Raw genomic sequence first — 23,079 nt, 5'->3', positions numbered from 1 at the left:
CCCTTCCTTCCTTTTAAATTAATTTGTATAAATCAAAAAAATAAATAAAATCATTATATTAATACAACTTAATATATAATATAAAAAATTATATAAAGTAATGATATGAAAATTATAAAATCTGCAACTTTAAATGAATTAGAAGCTAGTGAAGTTTTTGTTGAAGCAACTTTTACAAAAGGTCTACCAAGTTTTACTATTGTTGGCATGGTTTCAACAGCTATAAATGAATCAAAAGATAGAGTAAAGTCTGCATTACTTACAAATGAATATAAATTTCCACCTAAAAAAGTAACAGTAAATTTAGCTCCAAGTGAGATTAAGAAAACTGGTACTCACTTTGATTTATCAATTGCTTTGTTAATATCACTTTATGAAGAAAAAATAAAAGATTTAGAGCAGTTTCATGTGTTTGGGGAGTTATCCTTAAATGGTATTATTAAAGATAGTATCTCTATTTTTCCTATTATTCTATCACTAACTAAAAAAAATATGATACAAAATGTTTTAGTTTGTGAAGAGAGTGCCAAAAAGATATCAAAAATACCAAATATAAAAATCTATAGTGTAAAAAATTTATTAGAAGCAATTGATTTTTTTAAAAGTGAAGATAAGAGTAGATTTTTATACAAAAAACAATCCCTAGAATACAATAGATTAAAAATCAAAGAGAAAGAATACTATTTTGTAACAGAATATGAACAAGATTTTTTAGATATAAAAGGGCAAGAATATGCCAAAAGAGCAGCACTAATAAGTGCAGCAGGAAATCATAATATTATATTAGAAGGAAGTCCTGGTTGTGGTAAAACTATGATATCAAGGCGTTTACCTTTTATAATGCCACCTATGAGCTTAGAGGAGATATTAGAGGTTGCCAAGCTTGAAGCTTTGAATCTAAAAGAACCATCTTTTAAACCCTTAAGAGTACAACGTTCTCCCCACTGTACTAGTACAAAAGCATCAATATTAGGTGGAAACAGTTTAGGTGAGGTTGCTTTGGCTAACAATGGTTTGCTTTTTTTTGATGAGTTACCTCATTTTAGTCAATCTATATTAGAAGCCCTAAGAGAACCTTTACAAGACCATAAATTGCTTGTAAGTCGTTCTAACTCAAAAATTATATATGATACAAAATTTTTATTTGTAGCTGCTATGAATCCTTGTCCTTGTGGTAATCTTTTATTAAAAGATAACAATTGTAGATGCAATGAGTTAGAGATAAAAAGATATAAATCAAAATTATCAGAGCCTTTTTTAGACAGAATTGATTTATATGTAATAATGAATGAGTCAAATATAAATGACAAAAGCTCAATAAATTCAAGAAAAATGCACAACGATGTAATCGAAGCTTTTAAGATACAAAAATTAAGGGGACAAAAAGAGCTAAATGGAAAATTATCAGATGAAGAGATAAAAAAGTATTGTGTTTTAGATGAAAACTCAAATGAAGTTTTAGAAAAAGCATCAATAAACTTTAATCTATCATTTAGAAGTATAAATAAAATATTAAAGGTATCAAGAACAATTGCTGATTTAGATAGTTCAGAAAATATAAAATATAAGCATTTACTTGAGGCTTTAAGTTATAGAAGAAGATAAGTAGTTATATTTTGATATAATAGCTTTTTAAAATAATTAGAAGGAAATTGATGAGTAAATGTGGATATGTATCAGTTGTAGGTAGACCAAATGCAGGTAAGAGTTCTTTATTAAATTGGTTAGTAGGTGAAAAAATTGCTATGGTCTCACACAAAGCAAATGCAACAAGAAAAAGATCAAATATAATTGTTATGCATAATGATGACCAAATTGTATTTGTAGATACACCAGGACTTCACGAAACAGAAAAACTTTTAAATCAGTTTATGTTAGATGAGGCATTAAAAGCTATTGGTGATTGTGATTTGATTTTATTTTTAGCACCAGTTACTGATAAACTTACACATTATGAAGATTTTTTAGAAAAAAACAAAAAAAATACAAAACATATTTTACTTTTAACAAAAATAGATAATGTTACAAACAATGAGGTTTTAGAAAAGATAAATGAATATGAAAAATATTCACAAAATTATGAAGCGATTATTCCTGTATCAATTAAAAAACAAACAAAACATTCAGATATTTTAGATGATGTTGTAAAGCATTTACCTGAGCATCCTTATCTTTATGACCCAGAGATTATGACAACTGAGCATTTAAGAGACATCTTTAAAGAGTTTATTAGAGAATCAATATTTGAAAATATAAGTGATGAAATTCCTTATGAAACAGATGTATTGATAAATAAGGTTGAAGAAAAAAAGGACATAGACGTAATAAAAGCCACTATTATTGTTCAAAAAGGTACTCAAAAAGGTATGATAATAGGAAAAGGTGCAACTGCTATTAAAAGAATAGGGAAAGATGCCAGACTTAAAATAGAAAAATTAACAGGTAGAAAGTGTTATTTAGAACTATTTGTATCTATCAAAAAAGGCTGGACTAAAAATAAACAAGGTCTAAAAGAGTTAGGTTACGACATAACTTTTTAATTAATAATAAAAAAATACATTTATTTAAACCTTTTAAAATATAATTAATAATAAAATACCTTATTAGTAAAAAATAAGGTGTTTATTATAGAACTATTAGAGATAAATTCCACAGAAAAAATATTAGAACATCAAGTAAAAAACTTTTTACTTACAAATTTAAAGTTAAAAGGTATAGAGTTTTCTAGAAAAACTAGATATATATACTCTTATGTTGAATCTTTATGTTTATACCAAGTTATAGTTTTTGAAGATGATATTCCAGAATTTTTATTTTTTAAAAGTTCAAAAAACAATGAAATATATCTTTATAAAGATTATGCAGTTGTTTACAAAGACATGCAGTTTTATTATTGTCAAAGATTGGAAAATACGATAACTATAAATGAAGTAATTGATTTCTTACAAAAAAGTTTAAATCTAAATAATGTATATGTTATAGAAGATGTAAAAATTGATAAGAATAAAAAACTAGATTTTCATAAACCAATTAAATCAAATATTTTAAAATATTTTTTAGTCTATTTTCTTATTTTACTATCTGTTTTTTATTTTTATGAATTTAATACTTATAATAAGAGTTTTGAATTAAAAGATATAATCTCTAATACAAAAAACATAAAAGATGAGATTAAATTTACAAGTATTAGTAAAGTTGTTGAAGAATTGTTTGATCAAGCTAATAAAAACAAAGTACATATTATGTCTGTAGTTTTAAAAGATTCAAAATTGGGTTTAAAGTTGGAATCAGATACAAAAGATGCTATATATAGTTTTTTTAATAATATAAAAAAAGATAGTTTAGAAGATATTACTTTTGATACTGAAAGTAAAAGGTTTATTGGTAATGTCACTATTAAGATCCATAGAAGATAAGTTTGAATCTTTATCTTTAAGATTAAAAATAGAGATATTTCTTTTCCCCTTAATTATTATACTATTGTTAAGTTATCTTTTTTATGACACAAATAATGAGTCTACAACAATTGTAAAACTTGATAAAAAGATAATTGATGTTAAAATGAAAGATTCTTATATCAAGCTATTAAAACAAATAGAAGAGTTTTCATTAAAGAATAATATTACAATTAATTTTATAAAAAGAGATTATCGAAATATAAAATTGTCACTTATATCAAATCCTAAAAATTTATTTTTATTCCTTGACTTTATCGAAAGATTTAATAATTTTTCAAAAATTGAGACTATGAGTCTGTCTGAAAACAAATTATCTTTAGATATAAGTTTTAAAAAGTTTTATCAAAAGAAACCTTATACAGCCCTAACAAGTAAAAATTTAAAGATAAAAAAACAAAATAGTTTTGTACTAAAAGCTATAGTTGGTAATGAAGTTCTTATAAATAATATATGGATAAAAAAAGATGATTTTATAGAAGGGTATAAATTAGTCGACATATTTAAAAATAAAGTATTTTTAAAAAATGATAATGAGAAAATTTTTCTAAAGTTGCACAAAGATGAAAAAATTTGATTTTATTATCGATTATAGTTTTTTAGCTAATTACAATATTGATACGTTAAAAGAAAATCTTATTATTCCTTTAAAAAAAGAGGGAATATATTTTGATTGTCTGTATTGTGATGAATCTGTAAGGGAGTAAAAGAAAAGTTAGCACTATTTCAAAAGGCGTTTTTTTAATTTAAGCCCTATATATCGTCTTTGTAGCAGTTGTAGGGCTGTGAAATTAAAAAAGTAAGTGCCTCTCTTTTTTCCCAAATCTTCCTTTTATTCATTTTTTATATAAAAATCTTGGAAATTAATCATCTCATATTAATAGCATACTTGCGTTAGAATCGTTAGTTGTAAGTAAAATGTAGTATGGAAAGGATTAGGAAAAAAAATCGTTTATTTTTAAGTTATGATTGGTTGTAAAGTTGTTGTAATGTACCCTTACTAATATACCCAATGTATATAATTATTTGCTAATAAAATGTAACTAGGGTATATTTATTTATAATATATATTTATTTAAATTCGTCTGGAACATGAGGTATAGAAACCACTTTATTGTTTTTTATAGGAAACAATACACTTTTTGTTGAACCATCAAATCCAACATATACATAAATGTATTGTTCTATATGTTCACCATTTATTTGACTAGTTGTAATCCTATAAGGTTTTGTATGCATTTTTTTTGCAAGAATTTCTTTTGAATCACCAATTTTAACACTTCTCACATCGTTCCATTTAAAACTTTTACCTGCACATGCAGATAATAAAATTGCTATTAGCAATAATATCACTACTTTTATATTTTTCATCTTGCTATCCTTATCTTTGAATACTTAATACTTTTATTCCCATTACTTTAAATGGTAGCTGGTTTTCTTGTGGATTGAATATCTCTTTTTCATATTTTTGATTGTCACTTATAATTAGAATACTTCCATCTATTTTAAATTGAAGTCTTTTTATAAGTATTTGTCCACCATACTGAATAGCATAAATACCATTAGTACCAAAAGTAATATTTTCATCTATTAAGACATAGTCGCCATGTCTTAAAGTTGGCTCCATACTGTCTCCATCCACTTGTATGCCTTTTACCTTATTTGTATTTATAGGTGTTCTAAAAAAACTTTTATCCAGGGAAATAGTATCAACTGTTTCTATAACATAATTATATATACCTTCTCCAGCTCCAGCTCTTACATTTAATAGATCTATTTGGTAGTTGTTACTACTTGGTTCATATTTAGGTTTAGGTTCTGCAACTAGACTATTATTTTCACTACTTTCATTTTCTAAAAGTATTTTTCCTGTACCAGTTAATAGCCAATTAGAGTTAATATTAAACATATTTGTTAATTTTGATACAAATTCCATTGAAGGTTTTGTCTTATTTTTTTCATATCTCGCTAAAGATTGAGCGGCTAAATCTAATTTTTCAGAAAATTTTGATTGATTATAACCTAAGTATTCTCGGGCTTTTACAAGTCTTTCACCAAAGTTCATATTTAATTCCTTAACAAATTTGTTTATTAAAGCTTGACAATCTAAACATATTTGATTATAATTTCACAAGCTAACGAAGCAGTTAGGAAATTATAACGAAAAAGATTAAAAAATCAAGAAGGTTATAGTTTTTTGTTTTGTTGGTGTGTTATTTAAAAACTCAGCTTGGAGTCACTTATACGAATAGAGTCTAGATTGATGCTATGTGCCAAGTAATAATAAAAATCCTTAAATCATTAAGTAGTAGGACTGTGACAATATAATGATTAGGTTGGTAAGTACAGTGTACCAAAACAAGAAACCACTGGAATAAAGTATTTATTCTTAAGTCCTTTATTGTCTAAAACTGGAATGTCATTTCTCCTTGGCTACAGTGATTGCATGCGAACAAACTAAACTTAAAGGTAATAGAGGGCTTAACTTTAAATATAGAAAGGATAGTTATGAAAAAAAGTGAAAAAGCATTGATAAAAAAATGGAATAAAGCTTTAAAAAAAGGTAAGGAACCTAAATTTAAAAGCCTCTATGAAAGATTAGTTTTTGCTTTCCATTTCAAGAGTCATTGTTAACAGACTCTTTATCTTTTATGTCTGCAGGATGATCTTTGTCATATCTTGCATACATTTTGTCATCACAAAGTCTATTAAATTTGTCAATTTGTTCTGGCGTTAGTTCAAGGATTTCAAATAATGATTCAAATGATTCACTTATTAGTTTAGCTTGAATTTTCATCATATGTATGACTTCTTCTTTACTTATATTGCTCATATTTAAGTCCTTTTTGCTGTTTTTTGAATTGAGTACTCAATACTAGCAAACAAGGGCTTAACTGTGGATAACTAAAGTAATTATAAAAGGGAAATAAAATGATTGTTAGATGTGGTAATTGGGATTTAAATACAGAGAAAAAAACTATGTATGGACATATATATTTTTTGGCTAGACAAAGAGAAGTTAGGAGGTTAGGATGAGTGGGGTAGTAAATAAAAACTTCATAAAGATAAAAGCTAAAAATCTTAGAACTGAGAAAATTGAAGAGATGACTGAAATATTCAATAGGTTTCAAAAAAGAGGATTTGCGGTAACAGCGTATGCGAAAGCTTATGGTGTAGGTCATGCAATTGTATCGCAGGTTCTTGATGGTGCATTTATTGGAAGTAAAAATAACAAAAGTGGACCAACTAGAAAAATAATAGCTCAACTTAAAGTTGATGGAGTGTGGATAGGTTCACTTCCATGGGAGAACTAGGATGGAATATACAATTAAAGATTTAGTAGAGATATTAGATATAAAACCTAATAACATTTTAAAAGCTCTAAAAAAAACGCCTTACACTCTTAAAAAGGTTGAAGGCTCAGCAAAGCCTGTAAAACACTATAATCTTGAAGACTTGCCACAAAGGTATAAAGAAAAAATCAAACCAAAAAAAAATGAACCTGATACTAACATTTCAAAAGCGAAACTTTCAAACAAGTATCTTTTAGCATCGCCTGAGAAAAAAAGAGCTGCTATTCTTAGATGTAGGCTCATTGAGTTTTATATGAAAAGGTCAAATGAACTATCAGCTGCAAGATGGCTTGATGAAGTGATATCAAATGACATACAGTTTGATGAGATACTTCCAATAACACAAAAACAGCTGTTTGATTGGCTTAAAAAATTTAATGATGCTAGAGCAAAAGGAATAAATGTAGTAGAGGCTTTTATTGATAAAAGAGGAGCAAAAAAGGGTGTAAAAGCTTTAAGTGACAAACAAAAGGAAGCTGCACAAAGATACTTTTTGAAAACCTCAAGACCACGTATATCTGAGATATATAGAAATATGTGTTTTATGTTTGGTGACAGTATGCCAAGTAGAGACACTTTGTATGCCTATTTTGAGGAATGGAAGAGAAAAAACCCATTGCTTTTTGAGTTTTCAAAGTCTCCTGATAGTGCTAAGAATAAGTATTTAGTTGCATATGGTGATGAGAGTGCAAAAGCTAAGTATAAAAACCACTATTGGGAACTAGATTCAACTCCAGCTGATGTTATTTGTGATGATGGTAAGAGATATAGTGTGATAGCTGCTATTGATGTATTTAGTAGAAGAGCTGTATTTCATGTGTGTGAGAGTTCATCTGCATATTCCATTTCTCAGTTACTTAGAAAAGCAATATTAAAGCTTGGTATTCCTGAAAATGTAGTGATTGACAATGGTCGTGACTATACTTCAAACCACTTTGAAACTATATGTTTAAACTTAGGTATTAATATGAATATTGTACCACCTTTTAGTGGTGAGTGTAAGCCGTTTGTAGAAAGGTTGTTTGGAACTTTATCAAGAGAGCTTTTTGAGCAAATACCAGGATATATTGGTCACGATGTAGCTCAAAGAAAAGAGCTTCAAGCTAGACAGTCTTTTGCAGACAAAATAAGAGCTCAAGAAAAATGGAGAGAACAACAAAAATTAAAAACTGAGGAGGAAAAGAAACTTTGGAGTGATGCATGGAAAATCAAAAAAGAAAATATAGGACTTGAATTATCAGTTCTTACAAGCCCTGATGAACTTCAAATGTGGATAGATAACTGGACTGATAAAATGTATGAACAAAGAGTTCACTCTACATTGAAAACTAAACCTATTTTAAAATGGAATAGGGACACTACACCAGTTCAAAGTATACCTGATGAGAGAATGCTTTGTATGCTTCTTGGAGAATCAATCACAAGAAAAGTTGGTAAAAGAGGGATTGCTTATGATGGATGTGATTATGTTGCTTTAGAGTTAGTTGAACTTACAGGACATTATGTTTATGTGATGGCATCGCAAGATTTGGGTGTGATTTATGTGTTTGATGAGAATATGCAGTTTATTTGTATAGCTGAAGATAGATCAGTCTTAGGACAAGATAGATATCTAGTCCGGAAAGCTAAGAAAAAATCTCAAGCTCTTATGAAACAAATGGACAAAATAGTAAAAGAAGCACAATCAATAAATGATCCAACAATCCTAGATAGGATTGAAGCAGTAAGTGATGAGATAAAAGGTAAGACCACAGCAGTAACAAAGAGAACCAATACCGTTGATGCACTTTTAAGAGAATCACCAAAAATCGAAGCAAAAGACAAAGAAGAGTTGGAAAAATCAAACAGATATGACTTTAAAAATAAAGATGAGGATGGAAAACCACAAAAGGTTTTACCAAGTGGTAGACCAGCATTTACAAGTTTTGTGGAAAGGTTTATTTGGGATTTAGAAAATAATATGGTTGATGAATCTACAAATAATCTAGCGAATGAATATCCAGAACTATGGGAAATGGCAAAGAAACAAGCAAAGGTTGGATAGACAAGTGAAGGGTTTACCTCTTTCACTTGTTGTTCGAGTCTTTGGCAGAGACTTAAAACTAACATAGGAGTAATAATGAAAGAGGATTTTATAGAAACAAAGAATTATAACAAAATGTATGAGGGTTTTCAAAATTTGAAAAGATTGCCTAGAACTGCTCCCAAGATGGGTTTGGGTTTTGGGAATTTTGGTTTAGGAAAAACATTTTCTCTTGAAAAGATTGCAGCATTGGAAAATGCAGTTTTATTAAGAGCAGTTCAGACATGGACTAAAAGTTCACTTTTGGCTGAGCTTTGTATGGAGTTGAATTTAGATGCATCTGGACAAGCCGCAACAAAATATAAAAGAGTTAAAGAATCTTTGATAGCTGAACCTCAGATAATAATAATTGATGAGATTGATGCCTTATTAAAATCAACCAAATATGAGGTTCTTGAGACCTTAAGAGACTTACATGATGAGACAGGAATAGTGTTATTTTTAGTAGGTATGGAAGAGGCAAATAGAAAGCTAAAAAAGCATAGACACTTTTATTCAAGGATTGTTTCTTTTGTAGAGTTTCAATCCATTTGTTTTGATGATATAGAAAAGCTAACAAAACTTAGCGAGATAACTATTGAAGATGATTTGATTGAGTATTTTTATCACAAGACACCAAATCTAAGACAAGTAAAAGTTCAACTTATAAGGCTTGAGCAATTTTGCAAGATGAATAGTATCAAAAGTGTAAATCAAAAAATATTTAAATCAAGTGGAGCAGAATATGGGGACAACAAATAATAGAGTTGAATACAAAAAGAAAATAAGTATTAGACAAAAGATGTGGAACTATATGAGAAGGAGTAGAAGTTTTAGGCTAGGGGATGTGTTGATTATCTGTGAACCATCACTTTTGTACTTGCAAAAATACCTAGCTACTTTGTTAAATGCTGGTTATATAAAGCTTGTAAGCAAAAAGAAACCATTAACTGACAGGGTTTATGTACTTGTTAAAAATACAGGAGTTCTTGCTCCTGTTGCTGATGATTTCGGATTATTTGATTATAACACTAGAGAAGAGATAAGAACAAAAAATTCAAAAACAAAAGCAAAACAGCAAAATTATGTACCTGAAGTTATTGTAAAACTTTTAAAGGTTTTACAAAATGAAGATGAAGTGACTAGAGCTTATTTAATAGAAAAATCTGAAACGACAATTGCTGGCTTGACAAAATGGTGGAAAAGACTTCAAAAGTTTGGAGTGATAGATTCTACACCAATAATGGCAGATAAATCTAACATGAAAAAGTGGAGAGCTGATCGTATAGGAAACTATAAAAGGGATTCTAAAAGAAGACGGTTTTATAAGGTTGATAAAAAAAGAGCAGCATATATACTAAAAGAGATTCAAGAAAATGGTGCATATACAAAGTTAGATACGGAAATGAGGCACTTATGGATAAAGCCTTAGAAATATTAAGACAGCAAATTAATGAGAAGTCAATCGGCAAAGTTGCAAAAGAGTTGGGTGTCTCTAAAGCTACTATTAGCTTGGTAAAAAGAGGAAAGTATCCAAATCCATACAAAATATATGCAAAGGTCAGAGAAACTTATGGGGAGTTGCAAACGGAAATTATAGGTGTAGAAAATACAAAAAGTATTGATGAATTAGGAAAGGAGTTAGGATGTATTTAGATGATGTGCAAGTGATGGTTGCTGTAATTGTTCTCGTGATGTTAGGAGTTGTATTTAACGAAATAGTACGTTGGTTAGTAACTAAACCTAATAGTAAAAAAATAGGTTTTGACAATAAGCTGGAGAGGGTTAAGAAATGAGTGATGCAATTAGTATAAAAAAGATAAATCAAAAAGACAAACCTCTTTTTGTGCTAAAAGTTGGAACGGTTGGGATACAAGTAAATAGAGCCAAAGCTGAGTTTATATGTAGGCTTTTAGCTACTTATTTGGGTCTCGAAGTTGTTGAGAGTAGATTGAAAAGGTTAGATGATGAGTGAGAAGGAGATTAAACCTAATGCTGAATATGTGGAGCCCAAACAGTTGAACCTTGCTTGTAAAAGAATGTATGAGAGGTGGGCTAGTTTATATGGAAGTGAAAAATGAGTTTTCATAGAGTCTTCACCCTTGGGGTGAAGATTTTATTGAGTACTCAACAATTTAATTTAAGGAGATTTATATGTCAAAAAGAACAATTGAGGTATCAGAGTCAGAGTATGCAGCTTTGATGATGAGTAGGAGATTAATGAAAGTAGTTGAAGGTGCAAAAGAAACACCAAAAATAAAAGAGTTAACAAAGAGACTTGAAAAATTAAAAGGTAGAAAAAAAGAGTTACATCATTTTCTATCATTTTTAACTAATCATGACAATCATGATGTACATATTCATAGTTATTCAAACCAAAAAATACCAAAAGGTGAGAGTGTTGATGACATTCATGAAGCATCTGCACGTGGTGTTGAGTTTAAAGGTCAATTAAGTACAGAGGGTATGAGAGCATTAGCTGAATATTTATTTGAGATTACAAATGAAGATATAGAAACAGCTGAAGAGATGCTAGAGGCACATAAAAGAGTTAGTGGTTATACAGGTGGTGTAATAAACTTAAATTTAGGAGGTAATTAATGGCAAAACTCGACGAAAAAGGTTGGTGGATAAAAAAGAACGGTGAATCCGTTCATCCAGAGAGGGTAAAAATAGAAGATAAACTCAAAGATGAGATGATTGATTCTATTTTAGGTAAAGCAGCTGGTGTTACAGAGGTAATTAAAAAGTTTAAAGAAGATGCTTATGATGAAGTAGATTCATATTTTGAACTGTTACTTGATAAATACGGGGTTGAAACTAAAAAAGGTGTAAAAGGTTTTACTCTTGAGAACTTCTCTGGAACGGCAAAAATCCAAGTTGCAACAGCTGATAACATCATCTTTGATGAAAAGCTTCAAATAGCTAAGAAAAAGATTGATGAGTATTTACATGAGATAACACAGGACTCAAATCCTGATATTCAACAGTTAATTTCAAAAGCTTTTGAAGTGGATAAAAAAGGTGAGGTAAATCCTAGAAAAATTTTAGCTCTTAGAAGTTATGACATCACTCATCCAAAATGGTTAGAGGCTATGGCAATAATTGCAGAGTCAGTTGAAATTGTAGCTTCTAAACAGTACATAAGATTTTATACAAGAGAAAATCAAAGAGAAAACTATAAGCAAGTATCTTTAGATATCGCAGGAGTTTGATATGAGAGTAGCAGTAGTAATCGGACACAGTGAAAACAGCCAAGGAGCTAGAAATAGCTCTTATGGTGTAAGTGAGTTTGAGTTTAATAGAAAGTTAGCTCATGATATTGAACATAACTTTAGTGAATACAACTTGATAGATGAGATTGTAGTTGTATATCGTGAAAATGGATATGCAGCTCTTCCAAAAGAGATAAATGAGCTAGAACCTGACTTGATAGTAAGTTTACATTGTAATGCTTTTAATACAGAGGCCTCTGGTTGTGAGATGCTTTATTATCATAAGAGCTCAAAAGGAAAAGAGGTATCAAGAATTTTTCAAAATCATTTAGTTCAAAGGCTAGATAATAAAGATAGAGGTATCAAACAAAAGACCAGCGAGGATAGAGGTGGATATTTACTTAAAAATACAGTTGCACCATGCATCATATGTGAGCCTTTCTTTATAGACAATGATGAAGATTATCTAAGAGCTAGTGAATGTTTCCATGATGGGGATTTGACTAAGTGGTTTTGTGAGGCTATTGATATGTCATTGAAGTATTTAAAAGGTGCATAAAATGCTAGAGCAACTTCTAAAAATACTTGAAGGTGATTGTGAAAAGTTTAAACTAAAGTTTGAAGATAAGAAATATAAGCTTACTTTGGATGATAGTAAGACTTTTACAGGAACTGATGTAGATATGGTTTTAAATGATGCTGTTGATTGGTTGGATAATCAAGAGTATATAGAGGAGAACTAATATGGAAACTGGAACAAAGGTAAAACTAAAAAAAGGTTTTAATCATGGGATTATTACTTTTGAAGAAGGTGATATCTTAAAAGTTGCTAACTATATTCATAAGTTTTGCATTTATTTAAAGCATGACAATGTGATTGATTTAGTAAGAATTGCTTATGAAGAAATGGATGAATATTTTGAAGTTCTTGATGATAACTATGAGAAGCTTTTTAGTGAGTGTTTATCTAGAGATTGGAGTGTATCTTTAATATGGCAAAGAATGACAAATTGGAGTGTTGAAATATATACAGGTTATGAAGTCAATTACAATAAAAAATTTTTTACATCAGGGCATATTCATAGAGCTGAAGCAACCAAAGAAGCATTAAGGTTTTTAGATGGTTTAAGTGCTAGTGGAGTTATTCCAGATCTAGTCATTATTGATGATATGAGGAAAGATAATGAGTAAAATTAATTTTAAAGAATTTGACAAGCCAGAGCTTCTTGAGGTCTTAGAACTTTTTATGAGCTTAAATTTACTTCCATCTTTGGAAAGCCATTTAATTAGAACGATGAACAATAATCATTTTAATAGGATTACAGATGAAAGAAATAAAATTGTAATAAAGCTTCAAAAACTTTTTGACAAAAAAAGAAAGAGTAAACAAGATAAAGCCCAAGAACAAAAGCTTTACAATCAACTTTTATCAAAAGACAAAGTAAGAGAAAAAAGACTTAAAAAAATGCTTGACTTAGAAATAGTTTCACAAGAAGAGTATAACAATTTAACAATATTAAATAAGTAGTTTCATAGAGCAGCTGTTTAGCTGTTCTATTGAGATTAGTTGAAAGGTAATTAATGTTTGGAGATACAACAAAAGAAGATATAGAAGCAATGGAAGCGTATATAGCTGACAATTGCAAGAGGATAGATAAGCTCAATGCAGATAATGCTGAAAAATATGAAAGAATCAAAGAGCTACAGTCTAACTGTGAACATGATTTTGAGCTTATAGCTGTTTATGCTGGAGCTGTGTTTGAATGCAAAAAATGTGGAATAGTAAAGGGTGGATGATGAAACAATTAATTGAAATTCCTGCAAAGTTTTTAAAGTCAGGTGATTTAATATTTGATTTTAAACATAGAGATTTACAGAAAGTAGAATATGTATTCCACGAAGCCAAAAATGGAGAAAACTGTAAAAATACTATGGCTCCTGTTCATAGTATTCATGTAGATTATGGAGAGGAAGCAATGAGTGCTGACAATTTTAAGCCTGAAACAATATTAATGATTTTAATTGATACTGACAAACTGGAGGTTGTAGAACCTGAATATATAGGATATAGATAATGGAATTAACCCCACAGACAGGTGATAATAAAATGGATGAAGCATATCAGAGGATGGTTGCACATATAAGTAGTTTTGATGAGTTTCCACAGTTCTATGACTACTTTTTAAAGCAGCTAAAAACAGACAATCAAGAGCTGTTAAATAAATGGCTTCTAAAAGTCTTATTTGTAGAACTAAAGAGAAAGCATCCCTTTGATGAAATGATTGAGATGCTTGAAACTAAAGAGCCTGTAAAGGCACAAACAATAAAAAAGCAACTTGAAGATAACTTGAATACAGTTAAGGCTAGATATGGAGGTAATAGATGAGTTTTAATTTTTTAGATGGGGTGGTTTTATCTCCTGATGATTTTAATATGGATGAGAATGTAGCTTTTATAGATGATTTTTTATATTCTAATTCTGTGACATTGATTTACTCTCCACCAAAGCAAGGTAAGACTTGGCTGGGATATGGGCTATCAACTACTATTGCAAAACATGAGTCTGTTAAAGAGGTAATATATCTTGATATGGATAACTCTTTAAATACTCTGAAAGATAGAGCTGTAAACCAAACTCTTATAACAAATCCTAAAATAGAATATGTGAGTAACTCAAAGCTTAGATGTACTCCAATGGAGCATTTAAGAGAGATATCGAAAGAGGCTACTGTAGGAAACTTTGAGGGAATAGTTTTTTTTCTTGAGACTACAAAAGACTATGTGGATACTGACTCAAAGAGTCAATCTGAAGAGTTCATGAAGATAGTTATGAAGATGAGAGATGCAGGAGCTACTATTATTATCATGCATCATGCTACAAAGTCAGGTTCTACCATATCAGGGGTTCAAGTGTTTATAAACTCTCCTGACAATGTATATGAGCTTGTACAAAAAGCAAGAGATAAAAATAATCTTCACTTTATGCTAACAGTAACCCATGCAAGAAGTTTAGTAAAAGATGTTGGATTGTCTGTAAATACAAAATCTTTGAAACTTGAAAAGCTTGATGAAGTGTATTCTACTATGTCAACCTACGAGGAAGAGTTTGTAAGAAAAACAAAATCTGTTCTTGAAAAAGCAAAAGATGGAATGATGCAAACTGAATTACTCAAAGCAGTAGGACATGAAAAAACAGATAAAACTGCAAGAGATACACTTGAAAAATATGTGGATAAGTTTTGGTCTAAACACCAAGAGAAAAAAGGTAGACCTGTAACTTATAAATTAATATCTTGAAACCACTACAACCACTACAACAACCACAAATAAAGCCCTAAAGGGTGGGAGTTGTAACAGTTGTAAAGGTTACAACAAATCTTAAAAGGACTATTATGACACCAAAACAGAAAGAATACAAACAAAATCTAATCACTAAAATACAGATAAATAAAGGTAATGTATTTAATAATGAAGATGAGAGAAAAGAGTTTATGCAAAGCAGATTTGCAGCTGAAAGTTTAAAAGATATGAGTATAGACCAGCTAAAACTTTTGTTAGATTTTTGCTATAGAAAAGTAAGTGATATACCTATGCTAAAACGTGATAAAGATAGAGTAACTTTAATAACTGATGCACAAAAAAAGAAGATAAGAGTTTTATGGAAAGAAAAAGCTAGAGACAAGAGTGAAGAGGCTTTGATGAAACTAGCTTGTAAGATAGCTGGATATAAAGCTTCTAGGATAGATGCTTTTAAAACAGATGAAGCTCAAAGTATTATTTTAGCTTTAGAATATATGGGATAAGGAATAAATATGTTAAATAAATGCTTAATTAAAAATTTTGGTCATGTACTACTTTCTTCTTGCATTTTTATTGCTTTGGTAACGTCTATAAATGCTTTAATAATTATATTAAAACAACAAGAAGAGTTAAAAAATCTAAGAGAGGATAGGAAACTTTTAATTAAAGATATTAATTATTTACAAGATAAGTTGAAAAGCCTTGGCTATGATGTTATTTGGAAATAACTTTAAATAAATAATCCTATAAAAAATCTACACGCTTAATTCACAAGCAAAGGCTATAAATCTTCTTATAGCCTAATTAATCACAAAATGTAATACTATTATAAATTAATGACTTATTGAAATATAAAATAATATTATCTTGCATATTGCAATTAAATTTGATATACTTTCAAAAAAGAAATGAAAGGGGATAGAAGTGTCTGCAATTACTAATCTTGACTTATTTGAAGAGTTTTTTAAGTTTATAAAAAAAGATGATACTGATTTAGAAGCTGTAATCAAAGAGTTTGGTGGCACTACTTACTATATACCTTCTTATAAAACAACTCTTAGAAATGAAGAAATTTTAAAGGAGTATAAAAAATGTGTTGGAGAAATAGGTCTAACAAAAAAATTATCAAAAAAATATAACTTAACAGAAAGGCAAATTCAGGATATAACAAAAGAAGCTAGACAAGCTTCTAGCTTATTTTAACTTCTTTAGTTCTTTTTGTAATTCTTCATAATATTTGATTTTTAATTTATTTACATCTTTAACAAAAGTTGCTGTCTCATCAGGAAAAGGAAAGGCTATTTTATTTTCAGCAATCAATTTTCTAAATTCTAAAATACTAACATCATACGTATTTATAATTTTAAATACCTCTTCTAAATTTAGTATATTAAGTTTAGATTCTATTTCTAAAAGTTCTTCAGTTCTTGAATTATAAACTAAATTATCTTCATGGAATTGCAACTTATACTTTTCATCAATAAATTCTATATTTGTTCCAGCAATTTCTTTCATTCCAATAATATTAAATAAAATATGTACTTTGTAAAAATACTTTGATGAAATCATACTTATGTCTACAAGTAGCTTTTGCCTAAACTCTAAGTTTTTAATCTCTAAATTATGTTTATTGTTTTCTTTCATTACCCAATAAGAAACTAAACCACCAATAGATGCACCACCTAAACCACTTAATGCACTTATAATACTTGAGTCCATGTATAGCCTTTTTTATTTTGATTATATCAAAAACTCTTCAATATAGTCTTCTACTAGCTCTAATAACTCATCTTCTACTCCAGCATATACTTTTCCCTCTGCATCAACAGGCATAAATGGACGTGCTACTATCGTAACTTTCTTATTTCTTCCTGCTTTATCTGTTCCAAATTGATGTGTTAGTGGGTATTGAAAACTATTTGACACAGCATTTAGTCCAACTATAGCTGAATCTTTTGTGGCTTTTGAATATAAGCTTCCTTGCAAATTCCCTGAAGAATACAGTATCTTCTCTGGGTGTGGATCTGTTTTTCTTGCTTTAATAGGACTCCAAGGTTTACCATCTGGAGACATCTGTTTTTCAAAACTATTTAAAACTATATTTTCAAGATGATTTGACAACTCACCCATAAGTGGCTGTGTGTTCTCAATCTTTTCTTGTATGTTGATAAGTTTTGCTTGTAGGTCGTCAAGTCCTGTAGTGTTTATTTGCATAATATCTCCTAATATGTTATAATTTTTATATAAAAGTAGGCAAGTAAGTAAGTTTCAGCGGTAGAACGGGTGAGGATTTACATTTTCGGGTGTAAATCACATCGGGTCCCGGGTTCGATTCCCGGCTACTTGCCTATTTTATCTTTTTTGCATCTTTTAAAACGTTGTATTTAAGACTTCCAACATCATCATAAACTTGACCTGAATAAATATCATTATAAATATATTTTTTCGACTCATAATCAATTTTTATTACTAATTTGCTTTTCCCTTTATCTATATCATAAATTAATAATATATCTCCATCATCATAAATCTCATCTGGAATATGTATCTTAGTGTGTAGTTCTTTTATTTGATCTATTGTTAAAACATTTTTAGGATTTTGTGCATTAGAGTTATCTGCACCCTTTGCTCTTAGATTTCTTATAGTTCCTGTATCAGCAAGTATTAAATCACTTTTTGGAGGGGTCTTATCTAAGTATTTTTCTAAACCTTTAACCATCGTTAAAAAACCCAAATATACGGATTGGTGGTTTTTAATACTTTTATCTAAACTATCATCTACAAATTTATCCCACTCTTGTTTGCTAGGTCTTAAACTTAGCATATCACTTTTATAATTTTCTTTTATAGTCTCCTCAAAAGGGCATAAAACCTTTTTGTTTTTTGCAAAAGCTTTTTGCTGACATCTTAAGGCTTGTACCTTTTGGAAGTATAGATTGTCAAGTTTATATTTATGTTCTGCTATATCGTATGCAAATTCATCTGAAGCGATATCCTCTAGTTTACCTTCTGTTATGCTCCAGCCTTGCTTTTTCATTTCCCTTTTACTAACAGCTTGTTTTCTACACTTGCAGTTAAAATCATTTGGTGGTGAGTTTAGAACCCAGAACTCATCATCTTTATGTTTTATGATTCCATGTAAAGCTCTATGTGAATCTCTAGTATTTTCTAATAAGGCTGAAACATATCTTCTATAAACAGACAAAGGTAACTTATCCATTTGTTGCTCTCTAGCTACATTGTAAGCAGTTCTCATGTTAGTTTCATAGATGGTTCTTAGTCTACTTGAACCTATATTTATAGTTTTGACCTCTCCTGTACTAGGATTAACTATATCTTTTAATCCCCACCAACCTTTTTTTTCTAAGGTTGGTTGGATGTTTTTTTGAAACTCATCGAAACCTGTACCATTTTTCATAGCTTTTAAAAGTGCTTGGTGTACATCTGTTAATAAATCTAAACTTGTCATTTTAGCTACTGTAAAAGCTTTGTGGTGTGCCTCTTTGCTAACATCTGTATAATCAAAGCTTAGTTTATACCCTTTGTTTTTTAGGTACTCAACAGCCTCTTTTGGTTCTAGATTAAAATCAAATCTAACCATTTGGGTTCTCATCCTCTATCTCAGCTACACCTTGTATGCTTGAGTTTGTCATATACTTTACTAGGTTGTCATATAGATCATTTGTATTTATGTTCTTTGATAAACTTAAAAGTTTCTTTTGCACTTCATCATAAGACCTACTATTTTCAACTATTTCTAAAATTTGCTTTTGAAATGTTAGTGGATTTGAGGTATCTATATTTTGAGTTTGATAGTCTAACTCATCTTGAGGTAAAGCTTTACTAAAACTCATCTTATGGTTTTGTATCATAGCTTGTTCTTGAGGTGGTGCTGCATCTTCTACTTCTATGTTATAGGTTTTTTCTATATACTCTTTTTTAGGTCTATATCCCATATCAGCTATAACTTTGTCTCTATCAACTAACTCTTTGTTTGGATCATCTTTATCTTTTAATTTTGCTTGGATATCATCGTTTAGATAGTTTCCTTCTTTAAATAGTTTTACAACTTGTCTGATGACTTTATTTACAATGTTTTCATCAGCTCTAGCTAAATCTTCTCTAATCTCATTGTGTACATTAGCTGCAGCGTGTGAACCACCTTTTACATTTCCTGTAAGATTTCCTCCAGTTAGTAGTTCTCTTATTTGGTCATCTATATACTCAATAAGCTCTTTGAAGTTTCCTGATTTCTCAGCTGTTTTTAAATCAATCTCATCATCTATATCAATGGTTGCACCATCCCCACCTAGCATATTATAAATCTCATCTGCTAGTTCATCTTTGTTGCCTTCTGTTTTAGCAATAACCCAAGGTGTACCAAATCTTTCTAATAGTTCTACCCAAAATTCCATCGAAGCGTTTTTAAACTCTATTAACCAAAATAATGGATTGTATAAAGGTTGTCCATATGGTTTATCTGGTTTTGCTTCATATACTCCATGTACTGCTTTATATATTGGGATATCTTGTGGTATTCCATATGGTGCATATTTTAAAACTCTATCTTTTAGTAAGAACTCTCTATAGTATCTCTCAATTAGTTCTGGATAATAGATACCATCTTTCTCTTTCCAAACTAACTCAAATACTCCAAAGCCTTGAAAAGGGATATCCAGTATTGAGTTTATAACATCGTAGTTGAAGGTCTCTTCTAGATTCTCTTTTATTATATCATCATCACAAGTTATCAAAATCTCTTTTTTTAGGGTTGCAGATTTTCTTCTTGCTTTTGCAGCAATAACTGTTGAGTCTCTATTTATCTTATCTATTTCATATTGATTTAGCCATGAACTTTGAACTGGAAGCTCTATTAGTGAATCTACTAGAGATTTAACTTTTGAGCTAAATTTGAAGTTTGTTCTTTTGTCATTTTTTACTTCGTTTTTACTTGCAGATATTGGTTTGCCATTTTTATCAACTATCATCTTCTACCTCTTCTTGTAGTGTTTCTTTTAGGTCTTTGGTGCCTTCTATTATTGCCTCTTACGTTTGTTCTTTTGTTTGAACCTTTTTTTAGTTTTTTGATTTTACTTAGATCATATACACCTGTAAAAGCATCGTGTAGGTCATCAAAGTCTGATTCTGGGAAGTCATCCATTTCATTCCAAAGTTCTTGATGCTCTCCTACAAAGATTACATCTTCATCATTTATAGGAAACTCCATTTCACCCATACGATCTTCTTTATTATCAGTATGATGGGTAAATTTTAATTGAGGTATTTTTATACCTTTTAGCCATGCTTCACTTTTAAACCAGTCTCTATAGAAGTGAAAGCCTCCATTTTTATCCCCACCTAAAAGGTTTATTTTTATACTTTTTACTATCTCAAGCATTTTTAAAACTGCTGCACGACCTTTTAATCTTTTATGCATAGAGTAAAATATATAAAGTTTTTGGGTTTCATCACTAACTCCACCAATCACAACTGCAAAGTAATCTCCATCACTACTATCCCCTTTAACATCTACAAAGCCATAGACTCTATCTAGTTTAGGCATTTGGGTATGTGATATCTTTTTAAATTTGCTTGAGTCAAACTTTTGGTTCTCACTATTTGGGTTGTTTTGTTGCTCTTTTTGAAAGGCTCTATTGTTTTGAGCTCTTTTTCTCATAAGTGATTCTAAGGTTACAGCTGCCCAAAGTAATACAGCACCTTCATCCATCTTTGATTTGTGTTCTAAATAATAGTTATGTGAGGCTTCTATACCTTCATATTTGTGTATTCTTGAAAACTCTTCCCACATATCCATATTCTCAGGATATGACTCTAAGGCTCTAAATTTTACAGGATGCCAAAACTCTAGTTTTAGTTTTCTAGCCAATACAGAGTCTCTATGTAGAATAGTTCCTATATATAATATATCCATGCTATCATCAACTGACCCTAAGTTATCAATAGCTTCATCTAGCCACTCTTCTAGTTTGTCTCTTTGTTTTCTACTTCTTACATTTGTATCATTTTCTAAATCATCTATTATGGCTAAATCAGGTCTAAACACTCCATGCTTAACACCCCTTACTCTTTTTCCTGATCCATAAGCTCTTATTTTGATATTGTTCTTTGTGACTATGTTTCCTATTTTCCAAACAAGTCCAACACCTGTTGCTTCTGGAAAATCTGCTTTTAATCTTTCATTTTCTTCTAGTTCTGCTTTGATAGACTCTACTAAAGTCTCTGCTAGTTCTATTGCATCTGAAAAAATAGTTATGAAGTTTTTATAACCATTTACCACACACCAGATAGGAAAAACAATAGATACATCTGTAGATTTACCAAATCCCCTTGGAGCTGCTATTGCAAACTTCATCCCGTAAGGTTTGTATTTGTCTATAATTCTTTTGTAACACTCTTCTAGGTGCTCTTGAAGCTTTGATTTACCCTCTAAGCTATAGTAGTGAGGGAAATAAGTCTCTCTAAAATAGTGAAAGTCTTTTGATTGCTTATCTTTTCTTTGCTTCTTTTTTTTTGGATCTAAAATGTTAGTAACTTTGATTTGCTGTTTTAATCCAGCTGCAAAGTCATTTACCCATGATCTATATTCTAATCTTGAAAGTTTTAAGGCACTATATTGAGATTTGCCTTCATCTATTGCCTCTTCATAGGTACTATTTAGTAAACCTACAAGCTCACTTTTTTCAAATAGAGACATCTATCAAATCCTCTTGGATAGAGTAAACTACATCTATAACTTTTTCCATAGTCTCTTTATCAAGTACCTCTTTTAAAGATAAAAGGATATGTTGCACTACATGTTTTATAAGTCCTAACTTGTAAGCTTCAGGGTCTTCTTGCCTTGCTACTTTCCCCATCTTTGAAAAACTATCTCCAAGTGAGGCTATAGCTTGAGTCTTTTTCTCAGCTGGTAATTGCTCATTTTCTCTGATATCTTTTAAAGAGTCCATCATATACTGCATAAAAAGAGAGTACATATTCTCTTTGTTTTCTTCTGTATCTTTGATATGTTTAGCAGCTCTTAGGGTAAGCCAATCAAATCCAAGAGATTTATCTTTTGTTTTATAGTTATCTACAGTTTTAACTCCAACTTCTAAAGTCTCAGCTATTCTCTCTCTTGAGTAATTTGCATCTACAAAAAGACCACGTGCTGCAATTCTATTAATATCTGCTTTGCTTAGTTTTTTTTCACTCATTATCTAAACCCTCTAGTTCTTACTTTTTTTCTAGGTCTATGTCTAAAAGCATAGTTTGAAGATACAACAGGTGTAGAGGTATCAGTTCTTTCTTCTGTGATAAGTTTTCCTACGCTCATCTTGTAAAGCTTAGATTCGTTTTCTTTTCTTAGCTCTTTATCCTCATCACTTAGTAGTCTATTTTTTGCTCTTAGTTCATATATAGTTTCTTGAACTATAATCTTTTTTAAAAGCTTAGTTGGATTTAATGGTAAGATTATGTAAGACTCAATAAAAGATATGGCATCGTTAATAGAATCATCAATAACATCTTGATCTATTTCTCCAGTTGCATTTAGGTCAGATAATTCTAATAATTGTTGTTGGCTTATATCTTTTAGTAAATCTACATTTGTAATCAATTTAAATCCTTTAGCTATGGTGTTTAAAACCTGTTTAAAAACTCTTTTCTCTTTTTATTCGATAGATTAGTCGAATTTA

35 protein-coding genes are annotated in these 23,079 nt (G+C 29.9%); 25 read left to right on the top strand and 10 right to left on the bottom strand.

From position 1 onward, the window contains the following. The first annotated feature begins 105 nt into the window (after nucleotides 1-105). From ACKU3H_RS15835 to ACKU3H_RS15820, 4 genes are all read left to right on the top strand, one after another. Entirely contained in the window at nucleotides 106-1,605 is a 1,500-nt protein-coding gene (locus ACKU3H_RS15835) for a YifB family Mg chelatase-like AAA ATPase (RefSeq protein WP_320034837.1), read from the top strand. Nucleotides 1,606-1,655: 50 nt separating this feature from the next. Continuing rightward, complete coding sequence (gene era, locus ACKU3H_RS15830) at nucleotides 1,656-2,540, top strand: GTPase Era (protein WP_320034836.1); 885 nt, start codon at nucleotides 1,656-1,658, stop codon at nucleotides 2,538-2,540. A 78-nt stretch (nucleotides 2,541-2,618) separates the two neighbouring features. After that, nucleotides 2,619-3,416: a hypothetical protein gene (locus tag ACKU3H_RS15825; protein ID WP_320034835.1), complete on the top strand. Its 798-nt coding sequence runs from the start codon at nucleotides 2,619-2,621 to the stop codon at nucleotides 3,414-3,416. Beyond that, nucleotides 3,388-4,032 carry a hypothetical protein gene (locus ACKU3H_RS15820; RefSeq protein ID WP_320034834.1) on the top strand — a complete coding sequence of 215 codons (645 nt, stop codon included), beginning with the start codon at nucleotides 3,388-3,390 and terminating at the stop codon, nucleotides 4,030-4,032. The genes ACKU3H_RS15825 and ACKU3H_RS15820 overlap by 29 nt, the downstream gene beginning before the upstream one ends. A gap of 494 nt (nucleotides 4,033-4,526) precedes the next feature. On the opposite strand, the gene ACKU3H_RS15815 is transcribed toward ACKU3H_RS15820, so the two are convergent. Together ACKU3H_RS15815 and ACKU3H_RS15810 are read right to left on the bottom strand one after the other, a co-directional pair. Beyond that, complete coding sequence (locus ACKU3H_RS15815) at nucleotides 4,527-4,799, bottom strand: hypothetical protein (RefSeq protein ID WP_320034833.1); 273 nt, start codon at nucleotides 4,797-4,799, stop codon at nucleotides 4,527-4,529. A gap of 37 nt (nucleotides 4,800-4,836) precedes the next feature. Beyond that, a complete protein-coding gene (locus ACKU3H_RS15810; RefSeq protein WP_320034832.1) occupies nucleotides 4,837-5,520 on the bottom strand; it encodes a S24 family peptidase in 684 nt (227 codons plus the stop codon). A 443-nt stretch (nucleotides 5,521-5,963) separates the two neighbouring features. Here ACKU3H_RS15810 and ACKU3H_RS15805 point away from each other — a divergent pair, with 443 nt between their 5' ends. Next, nucleotides 5,964-6,089 (top strand): hypothetical protein, encoded by a 126-nt coding sequence (locus tag ACKU3H_RS15805; protein ID WP_320034831.1) that lies wholly within the window; start codon nucleotides 5,964-5,966, stop codon nucleotides 6,087-6,089. On the opposite strand, the gene ACKU3H_RS15800 is transcribed toward ACKU3H_RS15805, so the two are convergent. After that, complete coding sequence (locus tag ACKU3H_RS15800; RefSeq protein WP_320034830.1) at nucleotides 6,073-6,288, bottom strand: hypothetical protein; 216 nt, start codon at nucleotides 6,286-6,288, stop codon at nucleotides 6,073-6,075. The two genes, ACKU3H_RS15805 and ACKU3H_RS15800, sit on opposite strands and share 17 nt — an antisense overlap. 199 nt (nucleotides 6,289-6,487) lie before the next feature. On the opposite strand from ACKU3H_RS15800, the gene ACKU3H_RS15795 reads away from it, so the two are divergent. From ACKU3H_RS15795 to ACKU3H_RS15700, 20 genes are all read left to right on the top strand, one after another. Then, the gene (locus ACKU3H_RS15795; RefSeq protein WP_320034829.1) at nucleotides 6,488-6,769 is read left to right on the top strand and encodes a hypothetical protein; all 282 of its coding nucleotides are present in this window, start codon (nucleotides 6,488-6,490) and stop codon (nucleotides 6,767-6,769) included. Between the two features lies 1 nt (nucleotide 6,770). Beyond that, a complete protein-coding gene (locus tag ACKU3H_RS15790) occupies nucleotides 6,771-8,852 on the top strand; it encodes a DDE-type integrase/transposase/recombinase (RefSeq protein WP_320034828.1) in 2,082 nt (693 codons plus the stop codon). Nucleotides 8,853-8,927: 75 nt separating this feature from the next. Further along, nucleotides 8,928-9,632 (top strand): AAA family ATPase, encoded by a 705-nt coding sequence (locus tag ACKU3H_RS15785; protein ID WP_320034827.1) that lies wholly within the window; start codon nucleotides 8,928-8,930, stop codon nucleotides 9,630-9,632. Beyond that, the gene (locus tag ACKU3H_RS15780) at nucleotides 9,616-10,302 is read left to right on the top strand and encodes a hypothetical protein (protein WP_320034826.1); all 687 of its coding nucleotides are present in this window, start codon (nucleotides 9,616-9,618) and stop codon (nucleotides 10,300-10,302) included. Before ACKU3H_RS15785 ends, ACKU3H_RS15780 begins: the two co-directional genes overlap by 17 nt. Next, nucleotides 10,287-10,526 carry a hypothetical protein gene (locus tag ACKU3H_RS15775; RefSeq protein WP_320034825.1) on the top strand — a complete coding sequence of 80 codons (240 nt, stop codon included), beginning with the start codon at nucleotides 10,287-10,289 and terminating at the stop codon, nucleotides 10,524-10,526. Before ACKU3H_RS15780 ends, ACKU3H_RS15775 begins: the two co-directional genes overlap by 16 nt. Beyond that, nucleotides 10,517-10,666 (top strand): hypothetical protein, encoded by a 150-nt coding sequence (locus ACKU3H_RS15770; protein ID WP_320034824.1) that lies wholly within the window; start codon nucleotides 10,517-10,519, stop codon nucleotides 10,664-10,666. Before ACKU3H_RS15775 ends, ACKU3H_RS15770 begins: the two co-directional genes overlap by 10 nt. Continuing rightward, nucleotides 10,663-10,845, top strand: a complete 183-nt coding sequence (locus tag ACKU3H_RS15765; RefSeq protein ID WP_320034823.1) for a hypothetical protein — start codon at nucleotides 10,663-10,665, stop codon at nucleotides 10,843-10,845. Before ACKU3H_RS15770 ends, ACKU3H_RS15765 begins: the two co-directional genes overlap by 4 nt. A 179-nt stretch (nucleotides 10,846-11,024) precedes the next feature. Next, the gene (locus ACKU3H_RS15760; protein WP_320034822.1) at nucleotides 11,025-11,471 is read left to right on the top strand and encodes a hypothetical protein; all 447 of its coding nucleotides are present in this window, start codon (nucleotides 11,025-11,027) and stop codon (nucleotides 11,469-11,471) included. Then, complete coding sequence (locus ACKU3H_RS15755; protein WP_320034821.1) at nucleotides 11,471-12,085, top strand: DUF3164 family protein; 615 nt, start codon at nucleotides 11,471-11,473, stop codon at nucleotides 12,083-12,085. Before ACKU3H_RS15760 ends, ACKU3H_RS15755 begins: the two co-directional genes overlap by 1 nt. Nucleotide 12,086: 1 nt before the next feature. Continuing rightward, nucleotides 12,087-12,644 carry an N-acetylmuramoyl-L-alanine amidase gene (locus ACKU3H_RS15750; RefSeq protein ID WP_320034820.1) on the top strand — a complete coding sequence of 186 codons (558 nt, stop codon included), beginning with the start codon at nucleotides 12,087-12,089 and terminating at the stop codon, nucleotides 12,642-12,644. Nucleotide 12,645: 1 nt separating this feature from the next. Beyond that, nucleotides 12,646-12,828 carry a hypothetical protein gene (locus ACKU3H_RS15745; RefSeq protein WP_320034819.1) on the top strand — a complete coding sequence of 61 codons (183 nt, stop codon included), beginning with the start codon at nucleotides 12,646-12,648 and terminating at the stop codon, nucleotides 12,826-12,828. A 1-nt stretch (nucleotide 12,829) separates the two neighbouring features. Beyond that, nucleotides 12,830-13,276 carry a hypothetical protein gene (locus ACKU3H_RS15740; RefSeq protein WP_320034818.1) on the top strand — a complete coding sequence of 149 codons (447 nt, stop codon included), beginning with the start codon at nucleotides 12,830-12,832 and terminating at the stop codon, nucleotides 13,274-13,276. Beyond that, nucleotides 13,269-13,613 (top strand): hypothetical protein, encoded by a 345-nt coding sequence (locus ACKU3H_RS15735; RefSeq protein ID WP_320034817.1) that lies wholly within the window; start codon nucleotides 13,269-13,271, stop codon nucleotides 13,611-13,613. The genes ACKU3H_RS15740 and ACKU3H_RS15735 overlap by 8 nt, the downstream gene beginning before the upstream one ends. A gap of 53 nt (nucleotides 13,614-13,666) precedes the next feature. After that, the gene (locus tag ACKU3H_RS15730; RefSeq protein ID WP_320034816.1) at nucleotides 13,667-13,882 is read left to right on the top strand and encodes a hypothetical protein; all 216 of its coding nucleotides are present in this window, start codon (nucleotides 13,667-13,669) and stop codon (nucleotides 13,880-13,882) included. Then, nucleotides 13,882-14,160, top strand: coding sequence for a hypothetical protein (locus ACKU3H_RS15725; RefSeq protein WP_320034815.1), 279 nt, complete (start codon nucleotides 13,882-13,884; stop codon nucleotides 14,158-14,160). The genes ACKU3H_RS15730 and ACKU3H_RS15725 overlap by 1 nt, the downstream gene beginning before the upstream one ends. Continuing rightward, nucleotides 14,160-14,471, top strand: coding sequence for a hypothetical protein (locus ACKU3H_RS15720; RefSeq protein WP_320034814.1), 312 nt, complete (start codon nucleotides 14,160-14,162; stop codon nucleotides 14,469-14,471). Before ACKU3H_RS15725 ends, ACKU3H_RS15720 begins: the two co-directional genes overlap by 1 nt. Further along, entirely contained in the window at nucleotides 14,468-15,382 is a 915-nt protein-coding gene (locus ACKU3H_RS15715) for a helicase DnaB (protein ID WP_320034813.1), read from the top strand. The genes ACKU3H_RS15720 and ACKU3H_RS15715 overlap by 4 nt, the downstream gene beginning before the upstream one ends. Before the next feature lie 95 nt (nucleotides 15,383-15,477). Further along, a complete protein-coding gene (locus ACKU3H_RS15710) occupies nucleotides 15,478-15,888 on the top strand; it encodes a phage protein GemA/Gp16 family protein (protein ID WP_320034812.1) in 411 nt (136 codons plus the stop codon). Nucleotides 15,889-15,897: 9 nt separating this feature from the next. After that, nucleotides 15,898-16,113 carry a hypothetical protein gene (locus tag ACKU3H_RS15705; protein WP_320034811.1) on the top strand — a complete coding sequence of 72 codons (216 nt, stop codon included), beginning with the start codon at nucleotides 15,898-15,900 and terminating at the stop codon, nucleotides 16,111-16,113. 196 nt (nucleotides 16,114-16,309) lie between these two features. Beyond that, nucleotides 16,310-16,588: a Mor transcription activator family protein gene (locus ACKU3H_RS15700; protein WP_320034810.1), complete on the top strand. Its 279-nt coding sequence runs from the start codon at nucleotides 16,310-16,312 to the stop codon at nucleotides 16,586-16,588. Here ACKU3H_RS15700 and ACKU3H_RS15695 read toward each other — a convergent pair. From ACKU3H_RS15695 to ACKU3H_RS15665, 7 genes are all read right to left on the bottom strand, one after another. Continuing rightward, nucleotides 16,580-17,104 (bottom strand): hypothetical protein, encoded by a 525-nt coding sequence (locus ACKU3H_RS15695; protein WP_320034809.1) that lies wholly within the window; start codon nucleotides 17,102-17,104, stop codon nucleotides 16,580-16,582. The genes ACKU3H_RS15700 and ACKU3H_RS15695 overlap by 9 nt on opposite strands. Nucleotides 17,105-17,125: 21 nt before the next feature. After that, complete coding sequence (locus tag ACKU3H_RS15690) at nucleotides 17,126-17,599, bottom strand: phage virion morphogenesis protein (RefSeq protein ID WP_320034808.1); 474 nt, start codon at nucleotides 17,597-17,599, stop codon at nucleotides 17,126-17,128. Nucleotides 17,600-17,732: 133 nt separating this feature from the next. Continuing rightward, the gene (locus ACKU3H_RS15685; protein WP_320034807.1) at nucleotides 17,733-18,986 is read right to left on the bottom strand and encodes a phage minor head protein; all 1,254 of its coding nucleotides are present in this window, start codon (nucleotides 18,984-18,986) and stop codon (nucleotides 17,733-17,735) included. Beyond that, complete coding sequence (locus ACKU3H_RS15680; RefSeq protein ID WP_320034806.1) at nucleotides 18,979-20,373, bottom strand: DUF935 family protein; 1,395 nt, start codon at nucleotides 20,371-20,373, stop codon at nucleotides 18,979-18,981. Before ACKU3H_RS15680 ends, ACKU3H_RS15685 begins: the two co-directional genes overlap by 8 nt. Then, nucleotides 20,370-22,100 carry a hypothetical protein gene (locus ACKU3H_RS15675; protein WP_320034805.1) on the bottom strand — a complete coding sequence of 577 codons (1,731 nt, stop codon included), beginning with the start codon at nucleotides 22,098-22,100 and terminating at the stop codon, nucleotides 20,370-20,372. The genes ACKU3H_RS15680 and ACKU3H_RS15675 overlap by 4 nt, the downstream gene beginning before the upstream one ends. Beyond that, nucleotides 22,087-22,599 (bottom strand): DUF1804 family protein, encoded by a 513-nt coding sequence (locus ACKU3H_RS15670; RefSeq protein WP_320034804.1) that lies wholly within the window; start codon nucleotides 22,597-22,599, stop codon nucleotides 22,087-22,089. Before ACKU3H_RS15670 ends, ACKU3H_RS15675 begins: the two co-directional genes overlap by 14 nt. Beyond that, nucleotides 22,599-23,000 carry a phage protein Gp36 family protein gene (locus ACKU3H_RS15665; RefSeq protein WP_320034803.1) on the bottom strand — a complete coding sequence of 134 codons (402 nt, stop codon included), beginning with the start codon at nucleotides 22,998-23,000 and terminating at the stop codon, nucleotides 22,599-22,601. Before ACKU3H_RS15665 ends, ACKU3H_RS15670 begins: the two co-directional genes overlap by 1 nt. Between the last annotated feature and the right edge of the window lie 79 nt (nucleotides 23,001-23,079).

Source organism: Halarcobacter sp., from assembly GCF_963675975.1.
Taxonomy (GTDB): Bacteria; Campylobacterota; Campylobacteria; order Campylobacterales; family Arcobacteraceae; genus Halarcobacter.
The sequence above is the reverse complement of the archived record's forward strand: the minus strand, read 5'-3'. Positions and strand labels throughout refer to the sequence as shown.